Source organism: Hydrogenophaga palleronii, from assembly GCF_031457455.1.
Taxonomy (GTDB): domain Bacteria; phylum Pseudomonadota; class Gammaproteobacteria; order Burkholderiales; family Burkholderiaceae_C; genus Hydrogenophaga; species Hydrogenophaga palleronii_A.
Window position 1 is genome coordinate 100,103 of record NZ_JAVDWU010000001.1, and the last position, 12,877, is coordinate 112,979.

Here is a 12,877-nt window from a genome sequence, read left to right on the forward strand (position 1 = left end):
ATATTGCCGGCATCAATGAGACACGGTATATGAGCTTCAATCAGGAATTCGATCAGCATGGGGTGTGGCGCAGGCAGTTTGCCTTGCGGCTGCGGCTGTTGTCTGAATGGTTGACCGACCACGACCTGATGGAGCCCGGTATCCGCGAGCGGCTGGACCAGCTTCATGAGCAGGTTCGCAACGACAAGATCATGGTGGCCTTTGTTGCGGAGTTCTCTCGCGGCAAGTCCGAGCTGATCAATGCCGTGTTTTTTGCCGGGTATGGTCGCCGCATCATGCCCGCCAGCGCCGGGCGTACCACCATGTGCCCGACGGAGCTCGGCTATGACGCCGACATTCCCCCTTGCCTGCGGCTGCTTCCCATTGAAACCCGCCTGCAGGCCAAATCGCTGCTTGACTGGCGCAATGCGCCGGAGAAATGGGAGCGCATCGACCTGGATGTGAACGATCCCGAGCAACTGGCACAGGCGATTCAGAAAGTGGCCGAGGTGCGCAAGGTCACGAAGGCCGAGGCGACAGCACTGGGTTTCTGGAACGACGAGCTGCCGGAAGACAACCCCATGCCCGGCCCAGACGGGATGATCGAGGTGCCGAAATGGCGGCACGCTTTGATCAACATGGCGCACCCGCTGCTCAAGCAAGGTCTGGTGATCCTGGACACGCCTGGGCTGAACGCCATTGGCGCCGAACCCGAACTGACCGTCAGCCTGTTGCCCCAGGCCCATGCGGTGGTGTTCATCCTGGCCGCCGACACCGGTGTGACCAAATCCGATCTGGGCATCTGGCGCCAGCATCTCTCCGTGCTGGGTGAGGGCAACGAGTCAAGACTGGTGGTGTTGAACAAGATCGACACCATGTGGGATGCATTGAGCTCGCCCGAACAGGTGCAGCTTCAGATTGCATCGCAGCGCACCGACGCGGCCGACATTCTGGGATTGTCGCCGCGCCAGGTGCTCGCGGTGTCGGCGCAAAAAGGCCTTCTCGCCAAGGTCAACCGCGACAAGAAGCTGCTCAAGGCGAGCAAGCTGATGGAGCTGGAGACAGCGCTCGGCGTGGACCTTCTGGGTCAGCGTCGCGCCATCCTGCGATCGGCCGTGGCCACCGGTATCCAGGCGCTGCGCCTGGAGACCAGCCGCCTGGTACACACCCGTGCGCGGGATCTGGTGGAGCAGGTTCAGGAACTGGAGGGCCTGAGGGGCAAAAACGACGGCGTCATCAAGCAGATGCGGTTGCGCATCGAACAAGAACAGGCGGAGTTCGATGCGAGCGGCGCCAAGATCCAGGCCGTGCGTTCGGTGCATCTGCGCCTGTTGAAAGATCTCTTTGCCCTGCTGGGGCACACCCATCTCAAGATCGAGGTAGCCGAGCTGACCAAGGCCCTCAAGCAACCGGGTGTCAAGCTCGGCGTTCGCCGCGCCTATGGGAAAACCTTTGAACGTCTGCGTGAGGGGCTTGTCCAGACGGAGCGCCTGGCGGGCGAGATCCAGTCGATGCTCGAAGGCAGCTTCAAGGGGCTGAACGCCGAATACGGATTTTCACTGCAGGCGCCTCCCCAGCCCAAGCTGGCGCGCTTCTACAGGGATCTGGAACTGATCGAAAAAAGCCATGTTCAGTACCTCAGCCTGGGCAATGCACTCAGGCTGGCGCAGCCTGAATTCGCCGAACGCCTGGCCAGAGCACTCATGAGCCGCCTGCGCGTGGTGTTTGAGACGGCGGTCAATGAAGTCGAGTTGTGGAACAAGTCGGCCGCTGCGCAACTCGACGCCCAGCTGCGCGAGCGGCGGCGCAACTTTGGTCGTCGCATTGAGGCGGTCTCGCGGATCCAGCAGGCAGCGGGCGGCCTCAATGAGCGCATCCGCGAGTTGCAGGCGCTTCAGGCCGAACTCAACCTGGCCGATGCCAAGTTGGCCGAGCTCACGGAGCACCTGCTCTCAGCCAAAGAAGAAGAGACCGCTGAAGCCACGGCTGCATGAGCAGCCAGCTTGTGGGGGCCGGCGCCGACCTGCCTGACGGTTTTGCGGCGGAATTGATTGCCTGGCAGCGGGTGCATGGCCGCAGCGGCCTGCCTTGGCAACACACCCGGGATCCCTACGTGGTCTGGCTGTCGGAAGTCATGCTGCAGCAGACACAGGTGAGCACCGTGCTCACCTACTTTCTGCGATTTCTTTTGCGTTTTCCCGATGTGCAGTCTTTGGCCAGCGCCCCCAGCGATGAAGTGATGGCGCTCTGGAGCGGGCTGGGTTACTACAGCCGGGCGCGCAATCTGCACCGCTGTGCGCAGGTGGTTGTTGCCGAGCATGGGGGGGCGTTCCCTCGGTCTGCGCGAGAGCTGGCGCTGCTTCCGGGCATTGGCGAGTCCACCGCCGCCGCCATTGCAGCGTTCTGCCATGGAGAAAGAATCTCGATTCTCGACGGCAATGTGCGGCGTGTACTCAGCCGTTTGCTGGCGTTTTCCGGCGACATGTCACAGGCGTCCGCTCAGAAGGCGCTGGGGTCGTTGGCACAGGCGCTGGTACCGAAGACAGCGGCTGGTGACGACATGACGGCCTATACACAAGGGCTCATGGATCTGGGCGCCACGATCTGCACGCGAAGCCGGCCACTGTGCGAGCGTTGCCCCGTGTCCGCCCTTTGTCGGGCCCGAGCCGCCGGCACCGTTGACCAGTTTCCCGTCAAGACACGCAAGACCCAGCGGCGGCATGAAACCTGGTGGCTGTTGCTGGCTAGGACGGTACTGGCTTCTGGCCAGACTCACTGGTGGTTGCAGCGCCGTCCTTCACAGGGCATCTGGGCAGGGCTCTTCTGTGTGCCCGTGTTTGACAGCGATTTGAGCCTGATGGAGACCGTGGACGCCACGCAACGCGACAAGCTGCGACTGCTGGAGCCCATCTCGCACAGTCTGACGCACCGGGAGTTGCGGTTGCAGCCCATGTTGCTGGATTGTGCCGAGCAGGATGCCGGCTGGGTTTCAAACGGGCAGTGGGTGCCGGAATATGCGCTGCATGCGCATGGCATGCCCGCGCCCCTGCGCACCTTGCTGCTGGCTCAGCGCCTTGGCGGCGGGCTTCAGGATGCCGAACCGGCTCGCTGAGCCTGTTGTGCCGCGGGCCAGCCGTCGATTTCCCTGTGCCGCATACGCGTGGACCATTCCGCGCCAAAGGCCTTGGCCAGGCGCTCGACCAGATACACCGACCGGTGCTGCCCCCCAGTGCAGCCGATGGCCACCGTGACGTAACTGCGGTGGTCTTTCAGCATATGCGGCAGCCACTGTTCAAGGAAAGCCTGGATCTGCGCTTCCATGGCCCGCACCTCGTCCTGGCTTTCGAGGTAGGTCGCCACCGCCGCATCGCGGCCGGTGAGGGGCTTGAGGGCGGGCTCGTAGTGGGGGTTGGGCAGCATGCGCACGTCGAAAACAAAGTCCGCATCCATGGGGATGCCGCGCTTGAACGCGAAGGACTCGAACACCAGTGTCAACGGCGCTGGCGAGGTGCTCAGCAAGGCCTTGATGTGGCTTCTGAGCTGTGCCGGCCGGATCAGGCTGGTGTCGAGCACCAGCGCCTCGTCACGAAGCTCGGCCAGGAGTTCTCTTTCGTATTCAATGGCATCGGTCAGCGCGCGCTGCTGGTCGTTGGCGGTCTTGAGCGAGAGCGGATGCAGGCGCCTGGTCTCTGAGAAGCGACGCACCAGCGTGTCTGTGGTGGCGTCCAGAAACAGCGTGGTGAGCAGAATTTTTCGGTCCGTTCGCTGTGTGAGGCGCTTTAGCCGGTCGGGAAGGCCAGGCAGTGAAGCGGCGCTGCGCACGTCCATCGCAATGGCCACCTTGTTTGCACGGTGGGTTTGATCCAGTGCCACGAATGCATCGAGCAGGTCGGGAGGCAGGTTGTCCACGCAGAAGAAGCCGATGTCCTCCAACGCGGTCAACGCGACCGATTTGCCTGACCCGGACATGCCCGTGATCAGGACCAGTTCGATGGTGGTTTCTGGCGTATTTGTCATGTGGCAGGGAGGAATCAGGCCGCGAGCAGTTCGCGCGCATGCGCCAACGACACTTCCGACTGGGCGCTCCCACCCAGCATGCGCGCCAACTCCTGCACGCGTGCTTCGGCTGCAATGGGTGCGACCGTGCTCAAGGTCTGTTTCCCGGCGCGCTGTTTGCTCACCAGCAAGTGGTGGTCGGCGCATGCGGCCACCTGTGCCAGGTGAGTGACCGCCAGCACCTGACGGTCCTGGCCGAGTTGCTTCAGCAATTGTCCGACCGTGTGCGCCACGGCGCCGCCAATGCCTGAATCCACCTCGTCAAAAATGAGCGTGGGCGCGGTACCCAGCCGGCTGGTCACCACAGAGATGGCGAGCGCAATGCGCGAGAGTTCACCACCAGAGGCCACCTTGCCGACGGGCTTGGGTGTGGTGCCGGCATGGCCCGCCACCAGAAACTCCACCTGTTCCCAGCCATGGGCCTGCGGTTCCTCGAGCTTTCTGAGCGCCACTTCAAAGACACCACCCTCCATGCCCAGCGTCTGCATGGTGGTGGTCACGGCGGCGGAAAGTTGCGGTGCCGCTTGCTGGCGCTTTTTCGTCAATGTCCTTGCGGTCTTCTCGAAAGCCTGCCACGCCTGTTGTTCAGCCTGCTGCAAATGGGCCAGATCCAGGGCCTGCCCGACTTGTCCCAGCTCGGTCTTCCATTGCACGAGCAGGTCCGCCAGGTCCTCCGGAGGTCGCCGGTAACGTCTGGCCAACGACATCCATGAGGAAATCCGCTGATCCAGGGCTTCGAGCTGTTCCGGGTCAAGGTCGGCGTGGCGGGTGTACTGGTGCAGGTTGTGCAGCGTATCCTGCACTTGCGCCAGCACGCCTTCCAGCGACTCGATGTGTTCGGCGAACAAGGGTTCAATGTGGGACTGGGCCTTCAAGGCGGAGACCGCCCGATGAATCAGAGCGGTCGCGCTGGTGTCTTCTTCATCTAGCGCCGTCAGCGCGGTCTGGGCCGCGTCCAGCAGCGCTTGAGCGTTGGCCAGGCGGGCATGCCGGGTGTTCAGGTCCTCCCATTCGCCAGGCAGTGGTGCGAGCTTTTCGAGTTCACCCAGCTGCCAGCTCAATCGGTCGCTTTCCTGCTGCAGCGAGGCCTGCCGCTCTGTGGCATCCGAGAGGGCCCTGCGACGCTCACGCCAAGCCAGCCATCCTTGTTCGGCTTCGCGCGTGTCAATCCCTGCGTAGGCGTCGAGCAGTTCGCGCACCGCCTGAGGGCGGGTGAGGCTTTGCCAAGCGTGCTGTCCATGAATGTCCACCAAGGGCTCAGCCAGTGCCTTGAGCTGGGCTGCAGTGGCTGCACTGCCATTGATCCAGGCGCGACTGCGGCCTTCCGAATCAACCGTTCGTCTCAGAAGCAAGGTCTCATCCACGGCAAACCCATGCTCTTCCAGCCAGGGCGCCAGTGAGGGAAGGGTTTCAAATTCGACGGCAATTTCGCACCTTGATGCGCCGTCCCGGACCACGCCACTCTCAGCTCTGCCGCCGAGCGCGAGTTGCAGCGCGTCGATCAGGATGGATTTGCCCGCACCGGTTTCACCCGTGAGCACGCCAAACCCCTCGTCAAGCTCAAGGTCAAGAGATTGCACGATCACGAAGTCGCGCAAGACAATGCGTCGCAGGCTCATGAGATGGAAAAGCTAAGGTCAAACAGGGGCCACGGAGTCCGTATTCTGACCGCTATTTCAGACCCCTTCATTCCAGTGCAGCTTCTTTCTCAAGGTGTCGAAGTAGTTCCATCCGGCAGGGTGCAAAAGACGCAACGCGTGTTCTGATCGCCGAACCACGATGCGGTCTCCGTGCAGCAGACTGGTGAGCGACTGCATGTCGAAGTTGGCGCTCGCGTCCTTGCCCGAGACAATCTCCACCGCAATCTCGCTGCGCGCCGGGAGCACAACCGGCCGGTTCGACAGGGTGTGTGGCGCGATCGGTACCATGACCCAGCCGTCGATGGCGGGGTGGAGCAAGGGCCCACCGGCGGACAGGGCATAGGCGGTGGACCCGGTCGGTGACGCGATGATCAGGCCATCAGCGCGCTGGTTGGCCACGAAATGACCGTCCACCTCCACGCGAAGCTCGATCATGCTGGCGGCTCCACCGCGGTTGACGACCACGTCGTTCAGCGCCGTGGCTTCAAAGACACACCGGCCATCCCGCCAGACGGAAGCCGCCATCAGCGCCCGGGCATCCTCTTCGAATTCGCCACGCAAAATGGGCTGCAGCGTTTCTCGGTAGCTTTCGAACGGAACGTCGGTGATGAAGCCCAGCCGGCCTTGATTGATGCCCACCATGGGAACGCCGTAGCGTGCCAACTGGCGTCCGATACCCAGCATGGTCCCGTCTCCGCCCACCACCAGCGCGAGATCGCAGTTTTGCCCCATGTCAGGAACGGAGAGCGCGGGATACTGGAGCAGCCCGGTGTTGAGCGCGGTGTCGCGTTCCAGCGACACGTCGCATCCCTCGTCGTGCAGGAAATGGGCAATCTCTTCGACCGCATTTCGAGAACCCGGCGCGTGGTACTTGCCCACGATGACCACATGGGGAAATCGAAGGTGGCGGGCCGCCTGCGAGGGGGCAGACCGTTGGTCGGGGGAGTGGCTCATGGGCAAATTACAGCACAGCTGGCCCAGCGTTCCAGTCTCCCAAACCCTTGCTGGCGCTCGGCACAACACCAGCACACTCCTTAAAATGCAGGCATGCTGGATGACCGCGCAAAGCTCTTGCTCAAGGCCCTGGTCGAGCGATACATCGCCGACGGTCAACCCATTGGCTCCAGAACGCTGGCCAAGGCCGCGGGGATGGATCTGTCGCCAGCAACGATCCGCAACGTCATGAGCGACCTGGAGGAGCTCGGCCTGATCGCCAGCCCACACACTTCAGCAGGCCGAATTCCCACGGCACGTGGCTACCGCCTGTTTGTCGACACCATGCTGACTGTGCGCCGTGAGAGCCTCTCTCCTGTGGGCGACATGTCCCCGCCCAGCATCCAGGGGGGGCAACCTCAGCGCGTGATCAGCCACGCAGCGAACATGTTGTCGACCCTGTCCCAGTTCGTTGGGGTGGTGATGGCGCCCCGGCGCGCATCGGTGTTTCGCCACATCGAGTTCCTGAGTCTGTCCGAGCGCAGGGTGCTGGTCATCATCGTGTCACCTGATGGCGATGTGCAGAACCGCATCATTCACACCCAGGTGGATTTTTCCCAGACGCAGTTGCTGGAGGCAGCCAATTTTCTCAACGCCCACTATGCAGGCCTGACCATGGAAGCCGTGCGCGAGCGTCTGCGAACTGAAGTGGATGCGTTGCGGGGGGAAATTGCCGATCTCATGAAAGCAGCGGTCGACATCGGTGCCGAGGCCGACAGCGAACACGATGATGTGGTTGTCGCGGGTGAGCGAAACCTGTTGTCCGTCAGCGAGTTCTCCAGTGACATGGGGCAGTTGCGCCGCATGTTTGATCTGTTCGAACAGAAGACCCAGCTCATCCGGTTGCTTGACGTGTCCACCCAGGCCGACGGGGTGCGCATCTACATTGGTGGAGAGAGCCAGGTGGTGCCCTTCGAGGACCTGTCGGTGGTCACCGCGCCGTACGAGGTCGATGGAAAGGTCGTGGGCACACTCGGTGTGATCGGCCCTCAGCGCATGCCGTACGACAGGATGATCCAGATCGTTGATGTCACTGCCAAACTGGTGAGCAATGCGCTCAGCCACAGCAAATGAACTGTCTGCGGCTGCGCCTACAATGCGCACTCCGTAGGGCCGTTAGCTCAGTTGGTTAGAGCAGAGGACTCATAATCCTTTGGTCGAAGGTTCAAGTCCTTCACGGCCTACCAAAAAGCCATGCTATACTGCGAAGCTTACGCGGCTGTAGCTCAGCTGGATAGAGTACTTGGCTACGAACCAAGGGGTCGTGGGTTCGATTCCTGCCAGCCGCACCAAAATGAAAGCCTGCAGCCAAAAGCTGCAGGCTTTTTCATTTTCTGTCTGAACACCCGCGCGGATGGTATGTTGCCTACCCACCTGATCGACTCCGGCGTCACATGAGCAAGGCCTTTACCCGAGAAACCGACCACGACGAGGATGACGACAATCCTCCCGCCGCGCCGATCGCGCCCGACGGCAAGAACTACATCACCCGGGCGGGTTACGAGCGACTGAGGAGTGAGCTCTTTGCGCTCATGGACGAGGAACGTCCCAAGATTGTGGAGATCGTGCACTGGGCAGCCAGCAATGGCGACCGGTCAGAAAATGGCGACTACCTCTATGGCAAGAAGCGCCTGCGCGAAATTGATCGGCGCATCCGTTTTCTGACGCGTCGGCTGGAAATCGCTGAAGTCGTGGATGCTTCGGTGCATCACGGCGGCGAACACGTGTATTTCGGCGCGACGGTGACCTACGCTGGTGCTGCAGGCGAGGAAACCACGGTCACGATCCTCGGTATCGACGAGGCCGATAGCGCCAAAGGCCAGATCAGCTGGGTGTCGCCCGTGGCTCGTGCCCTGCTCAAGTCCCGGGTGGGTGATGAGGTCCGGCTCGCGCTGCCAGAAGGTCAACAGACGCTGGAAGTGCTCGCGGTCAGCTACCCTGCACCAGGGCAGAGCTGAACACTCGTCAGTGTGATCCTATGGTTTTGATGGCTTGAATCTCTGCGCCTTGAGCACCGAAGGTGTGCGCTTGAGACTCCGGAGCACGTCCGCCAGGTGCACCCGGTCTCGTACCGACACCAGAAAACGGATGTCGGTGGCGGCCTGAGCGGGCTCGCTGCCCATGTCAACGTGGGTGATGTCGGCTTCAGCGGCCCCGATCGCCGCCGCTACGCGGGCCAGCACGCCTTTTCCGTTGGTGACCGTGACCAGCAAGGTGGTGTCGAATGAGCGCACAGGCTCGTCTGCCCACTCCACCTCCAGAAAACGCTCACTGTCCCGTGCCAGAAGGCGGCGTCCGGTGGGGCAATCTTCCGCGTGTACGATCAGGCCCTCGCCGCGTCCCAGGTAGCCCACGATGCGATCACCCGGGATGGGTTTGCAACAGGGAGCGTACTGCACCGACAGCCCCTCACTGCCATCCAGCGTGACCATGCCTTGTGAGACCGACTCATCGGCGCCGGCGGCGTAGCGTTCGGTACTGATGAGCAAAGCGTCGGGCTTGAGGCCTGTTTCCGAGAGCAGCACGGCGAGCTTCTTGCCCACCATGCCGGCAATCCGCTTGCCCATGCCGATATCGGACAGCAGTTCGATCCTGCTCTTGTTGCCTGTGAAGCGCAGCAGCTTGTCCCAGATGGCCTGATGTTCATCAGCTTCGGCAGGCAGGGCGGCGATGCCCTCTGAGCGCAGCGCCTGATTCAGCATGCGCTCCCCTAGCACGTGGGCCTTTTCCTGTGCCATGGTTTTGAGGTAGTGGCGAATCTTTGAACGCGCACGACCGGTCTTCACGAACGACAGCCAAGCCGGATTGGGCTCTGCGCCAGGTGCGGTGACAATTTCGACCACATCGCCGTTGTTGAGTTCGGTGCGCAAAGGCAGCTGTTCGCCATTGATCCGTGCGGCCACAGTGCGGTTGCCTACGTCGCTGTGGATGGCGTAGGCGAAGTCCATGACGGTCGCGCCTCGCGGCAGCGCCATGATCTTGCTCTTCGGGGTGAACACATACACTGCGTCCGGAAACAGATCGATCTTGATGTGGTCCCAAAACTCGCTGGCATCGTGGGTTTCCTGCTGAATGTCCAGCAGCGACTGCAACCACTGGGTGCCCAGCCGCTGAGACGTGTCACTGTTGGGCTCACTGGCCTTGTAAAGCCAGTGCGCAGCGACGCCGGATTCGGCCACCACGTCCATGGCATGGGTGCGCAACTGGAATTCGATGTTGGTGCCAAACGGGCCAATCAGCGTGGTGTGCAGTGACTGGTAACCGTTGACCTTGGGGATGGCCACGTAGTCCCTGAACTTGCCAGGCAGAGGCTTGTAGAGCTGGTGCAGGATGCCCATGCCTGTGTAGCAGTCGGTCAGCTCGGGCACCACGATGCGAAAGCCATAGATGTCGGTCACCTGCGAAAACGACAGGTGCTTGCTGTCCATTTTTCGGTACACCGAATACAGCGTTTTCTCTCGACCGAGGATTCGCACCGGCATGCCGTGCTGGGCAAAAAGGGCCTCGACCTCCTGCTCCACCCGGCCGATCAGATCCCGGCGGCGGGTGCGGGATTTGTTCAATGCCTTGCGAAGCACCTCATAGCGCCAAGGGTGCAGATGGCGGAACGCGAGGTCCTGCAGTTCGCGGTAGGTGAAGTTCAAGCCCAGGCGGTGAGCGATGGGCGCGTAGATTTCCAGCGTTTCACTGCTGATGCGCTCCCACTTGCTGCGCGGCATGTCGCCCATGGTGCGCATGTTGTGGGTGCGATCGGCAAGCTTGATCAAGATGACACGTACGTCTTTTGCCATCGCCAGCAGCATCTTGCGAAACGACTCCGCCTGATTCTGTTCGCGCGTATCGAACTCAAGCTTCTCCAGCTTGGTCAGCCCATCCACGAGTTCGGCCACCGGGGACCCGAACCGTTCCACCAATTCCGGTTTGGTGATGCCACAGTCCTCGATCACGTCGTGCATGAGCGCCGCCATCAGTGCCTGCGCATCAAGCTTCCACTCTGCGCACTGGGCAGCCACCGCAATGGGGTGGGTGATGTACGGGTCACCGTTCTTGCGCAGCTGTCCCAGGTGGGCCTCATCGGCGAGTCGATAAGCCTGGCGGACGCTTTCGACTTCGACCGGCGTCATGTAGTCGAGTTTGCCGACCAGCGCGGCAAAGCTGGCCGCAGCGGCGCTCACCGCAGGGTGCGAAGGCACTTCTGCTGGCGCGAAAACACCGGATGGGGCCACTGAACTCATGTCACTACTTTAGCGCGAGATGGATAACTTGGCCGCAGGCCCGACTGAAGCCCGTCTATGGGCGTCATTGATCAGGTCGCAGAAACAAAAAAGCACCGCATTGCGGTGCTTTTCAGCGTGAGGGCACTGCTGGATCAGAGCGGAACCTTCTTGAGCATTTCAAGCCCGACCTTGCCTTCGGCAATTTCACGCAGGGCGGTGACACCAGGCTTGTTCTTGCTCTCGATCTTGGGGGCGTGACCCTGGCTGAGCATTCTGGCGCGGTAAGTGGCTGCCAGCACGAGCTGGAAACGGTTCGGGATTTTTTCCAGGCAGTCTTCGACGGTGATGCGTGCCATGTGTGGGCTCCGGGTATTGCGGTGAATCAGGAGATGTTGAGTGCGCTGAACGTGTCGCTCCTGGCGATACGTTGGGCGGCGAACTTGAGCCGCTGAGCATGGACGATGGCCTTGAGGTCGAACAAGGCCCGTTCAAACAACTCGTTGATTATAACGAAATCGAATTCTCGGGCGTGGCTCATTTCAGTGGCGGCGTTCTGCAAGCGCAGCTCGATCACCTCTGGCGTGTCCTCGGCGCGGCGTTCCAGACGAGAGCGCAGTTCGTCCCAGCTGGGCGGAAGAATGAAGACCAGCACGGCATTCGGAAAAATCCGCTTGACCTGGATAGCTCCCTGGAAGTCGATCTCCAGTACCACATCGGCCCCTTGTGCCATGCGCTGCTCGATGGCCATTTTGGACGTGCCATAGCGGTTGCCATGCACCATGGCCCATTCCAGAAATGCGCCTTGGATGACCATCTGGTCAAAGGTCTCTTTGGAGACGAAGTAGTACTCCCGGCCGTGCAGCTCCTGTCCCCGTGGGGGGCGCGTGGTGTGCGAGATGGAGGGAACCACGCGTGCGTCGAGCTCCATCAGTGCTTTGACCAGGCTGGATTTGCCCGCACCACTGGGTGCGGCCACAACGAACAGGTTTCCAGGGTATTGCATGAAATTAAGGCTATTCAATGTTCTGGACTTGTTCGCGCATCTGTTCAATCAGCACTTTCATGTCCACAGAAATTCGGGTCAGCTCGAGATTGGACGATTTGGAGCCCAGCGTATTGGCTTCGCGATGCAGTTCCTGGATCAGGAAGTCGAGCCGTTTGCCCACTTCGGCGCCCTTGTTCAGCAGCCGCTCAATTTCGATCAAGTGCGAGTCCAACCGCGTTAGTTCTTCGGCCACATCGATTCGAATGGCGAACGCAGTGGCTTCCGTCAAGGCGCGATCATGGGCCATCTCGGGCGCCACCGAATGGCCTGTCGCTGCACCCGCCGAAGCCGAAAGTGCGTCATTCCATCGGTCGAGGAAACGCTGGCGTTGCTGAGCCACCAGTTGTGGAATCAGCGGCTGTGCGTCATGCGCGAGTTGCCGCAGTTGTCCCAACCGATCCAGGAGCATCTCGGTCAGCCGCTGGCCTTCGCGCGCGCGGGCCGAGAGCAGGTTGTCCAGCGCCTTGGTGGCCAGCTTCATCAAGGGCTTGTGCAGATCGCCCACATCGATATGGTTGCGCGAGGACAGTTGCAGCACCTCTGCAACGGACAGCGGTGCGGCGGTGGGCAGCCATGCTCGAACATTGTCCTGCAGGCCCACCAGCTTCTGGAGTTCCAGCGCACTGGGCGCGCGAGGGCCGGCATCGGTCCGACCTTCGATCCATGCACGGACTTCGACTTTTCCCCGCTTGAGCTTGGCCGTCAGGATTTCCCTGAGCGCCGGCTCGGCGCCGCGCAGGTCGTCCGGCAATTTGAAAGACAGGTCCAGAAAACGGCTATTGACCGAGCGGATTTCCACGCCCACAGAGGGTTGAGCCTCGCGGATTTGGTCTGGCGTTCCGGCTTCTGCAGAGCCTCCGGATTGGCCCGTCGCGTAGCCGGTCATGCTGTAAACTGCCATCGAACTGTGCCCCATCAGGTTGTCTGGTCCAAAACGAGGCGTTCCG

Annotated in this window: 11 protein-coding genes and 2 tRNA genes; 6 read left to right on the forward strand and 7 right to left on the reverse strand. The window is 61.6% G+C overall.

Features of this window, described 5'->3' with window-relative positions; genetic code table 11:
- Window positions 1–29: 29 nt before the first annotated feature.
- Window positions 30–1,973, forward strand: a complete 1,944-nt coding sequence (locus tag J2W49_RS00535) for a dynamin family protein (RefSeq protein WP_310310444.1) — start codon at window positions 30–32, stop codon at window positions 1,971–1,973.
- Window positions 1,970–3,091, forward strand: coding sequence for an A/G-specific adenine glycosylase (gene mutY, locus J2W49_RS00540; RefSeq protein WP_310310445.1), 1,122 nt, complete (start codon window positions 1,970–1,972; stop codon window positions 3,089–3,091). Before J2W49_RS00535 ends, mutY begins: the two co-directional genes overlap by 4 nt.
- On the opposite strand, the gene rapZ is transcribed toward mutY, so the two are convergent.
- Genes rapZ through J2W49_RS00555 form a run of 3 tightly spaced genes read right to left on the reverse strand, consistent with a single transcriptional unit; the run spans window position 3,067 to window position 6,629 of the window.
- Window positions 3,067–3,996, reverse strand: a complete 930-nt coding sequence (gene rapZ / locus J2W49_RS00545; protein WP_310310447.1) for an RNase adapter RapZ — start codon at window positions 3,994–3,996, stop codon at window positions 3,067–3,069. The genes mutY and rapZ overlap by 25 nt on opposite strands.
- 14 nt (window positions 3,997–4,010) lie before the next feature.
- On the reverse strand, window positions 4,011–5,654 hold the full coding sequence (gene recN, locus J2W49_RS00550; protein ID WP_310310449.1) for a DNA repair protein RecN: 1,644 nt from the start codon (window positions 5,652–5,654) through the stop codon (window positions 4,011–4,013).
- 57 nt (window positions 5,655–5,711) lie between these two features.
- On the reverse strand, window positions 5,712–6,629 hold the full coding sequence (locus J2W49_RS00555) for an NAD kinase (RefSeq protein ID WP_310310451.1): 918 nt from the start codon (window positions 6,627–6,629) through the stop codon (window positions 5,712–5,714).
- 93 nt (window positions 6,630–6,722) lie between these two features.
- Here J2W49_RS00555 and hrcA point away from each other — a divergent pair, with 93 nt between their 5' ends.
- From hrcA to greB, 4 genes are all read left to right on the forward strand, one after another.
- Window positions 6,723–7,742, forward strand: a complete 1,020-nt coding sequence (hrcA, locus tag J2W49_RS00560) for a heat-inducible transcriptional repressor HrcA (protein WP_310310453.1) — start codon at window positions 6,723–6,725, stop codon at window positions 7,740–7,742.
- A 36-nt stretch (window positions 7,743–7,778) separates the two neighbouring features.
- Window positions 7,779–7,855, forward strand: a tRNA-Ile gene (locus J2W49_RS00565).
- 28 nt (window positions 7,856–7,883) lie between these two features.
- Window positions 7,884–7,960: transfer RNA gene (locus J2W49_RS00570), tRNA-Arg, on the forward strand.
- 102 nt (window positions 7,961–8,062) lie between these two features.
- Complete coding sequence (gene greB, locus J2W49_RS00575) at window positions 8,063–8,626, forward strand: transcription elongation factor GreB (RefSeq protein ID WP_310310455.1); 564 nt, start codon at window positions 8,063–8,065, stop codon at window positions 8,624–8,626.
- An 18-nt stretch (window positions 8,627–8,644) separates the two neighbouring features.
- On the opposite strand, the gene J2W49_RS00580 is transcribed toward greB, so the two are convergent.
- From J2W49_RS00580 to J2W49_RS00595, 4 genes are all read right to left on the reverse strand, one after another.
- The gene (locus J2W49_RS00580; protein ID WP_310310457.1) at window positions 8,645–10,903 is read right to left on the reverse strand and encodes a RelA/SpoT family protein; all 2,259 of its coding nucleotides are present in this window, start codon (window positions 10,901–10,903) and stop codon (window positions 8,645–8,647) included.
- 134 nt (window positions 10,904–11,037) lie between these two features.
- The gene (gene rpoZ, locus J2W49_RS00585; protein ID WP_069047262.1) at window positions 11,038–11,241 is read right to left on the reverse strand and encodes a DNA-directed RNA polymerase subunit omega; all 204 of its coding nucleotides are present in this window, start codon (window positions 11,239–11,241) and stop codon (window positions 11,038–11,040) included.
- 26 nt (window positions 11,242–11,267) lie between these two features.
- Complete coding sequence (gene gmk, locus J2W49_RS00590) at window positions 11,268–11,888, reverse strand: guanylate kinase (protein WP_310310458.1); 621 nt, start codon at window positions 11,886–11,888, stop codon at window positions 11,268–11,270.
- A 10-nt stretch (window positions 11,889–11,898) separates the two neighbouring features.
- Window positions 11,899–12,831, reverse strand: a complete 933-nt coding sequence (locus J2W49_RS00595) for a YicC/YloC family endoribonuclease (RefSeq protein WP_310312075.1) — start codon at window positions 12,829–12,831, stop codon at window positions 11,899–11,901.
- Between the last annotated feature and the right edge of the window lie 46 nt (window positions 12,832–12,877).

Excerpts from the sequence above, each read along its gene's own strand:
- J2W49_RS00535 (WP_310310444.1), top strand. The coding sequence starts at position 30 with ATGAGCTTCAATCAGGAATTCGATCAGCATGGGGTGTGGCGCAGGCAG.
- mutY (WP_310310445.1), top strand. The coding sequence starts at position 1,970 with ATGAGCAGCCAGCTTGTGGGGGCCGGCGCCGACCTGCCTGACGGTTTT.
- rapZ (WP_310310447.1), bottom strand. The coding sequence starts at position 3,996 with ATGACAAATACGCCAGAAACCACCATCGAACTGGTCCTGATCACGGGC.
- recN (WP_310310449.1), bottom strand. The coding sequence starts at position 5,654 with ATGAGCCTGCGACGCATTGTCTTGCGCGACTTCGTGATCGTGCAATCT.
- J2W49_RS00555 (WP_310310451.1), bottom strand. The coding sequence starts at position 6,629 with ATGAGCCACTCCCCCGACCAACGGTCTGCCCCCTCGCAGGCGGCCCGC.
- hrcA (WP_310310453.1), top strand. The coding sequence starts at position 6,723 with ATGCTGGATGACCGCGCAAAGCTCTTGCTCAAGGCCCTGGTCGAGCGA.
- greB (WP_310310455.1), top strand. The coding sequence starts at position 8,063 with ATGAGCAAGGCCTTTACCCGAGAAACCGACCACGACGAGGATGACGAC.
- J2W49_RS00580 (WP_310310457.1), bottom strand. The coding sequence starts at position 10,903 with ATGAGTTCAGTGGCCCCATCCGGTGTTTTCGCGCCAGCAGAAGTGCCT.
- rpoZ (WP_069047262.1), bottom strand. The coding sequence starts at position 11,241 with ATGGCACGCATCACCGTCGAAGACTGCCTGGAAAAAATCCCGAACCGT.
- gmk (WP_310310458.1), bottom strand. The coding sequence starts at position 11,888 with ATGCAATACCCTGGAAACCTGTTCGTTGTGGCCGCACCCAGTGGTGCG.
- J2W49_RS00595 (WP_310312075.1), bottom strand. The coding sequence starts at position 12,831 with ATGGCAGTTTACAGCATGACCGGCTACGCGACGGGCCAATCCGGAGGC.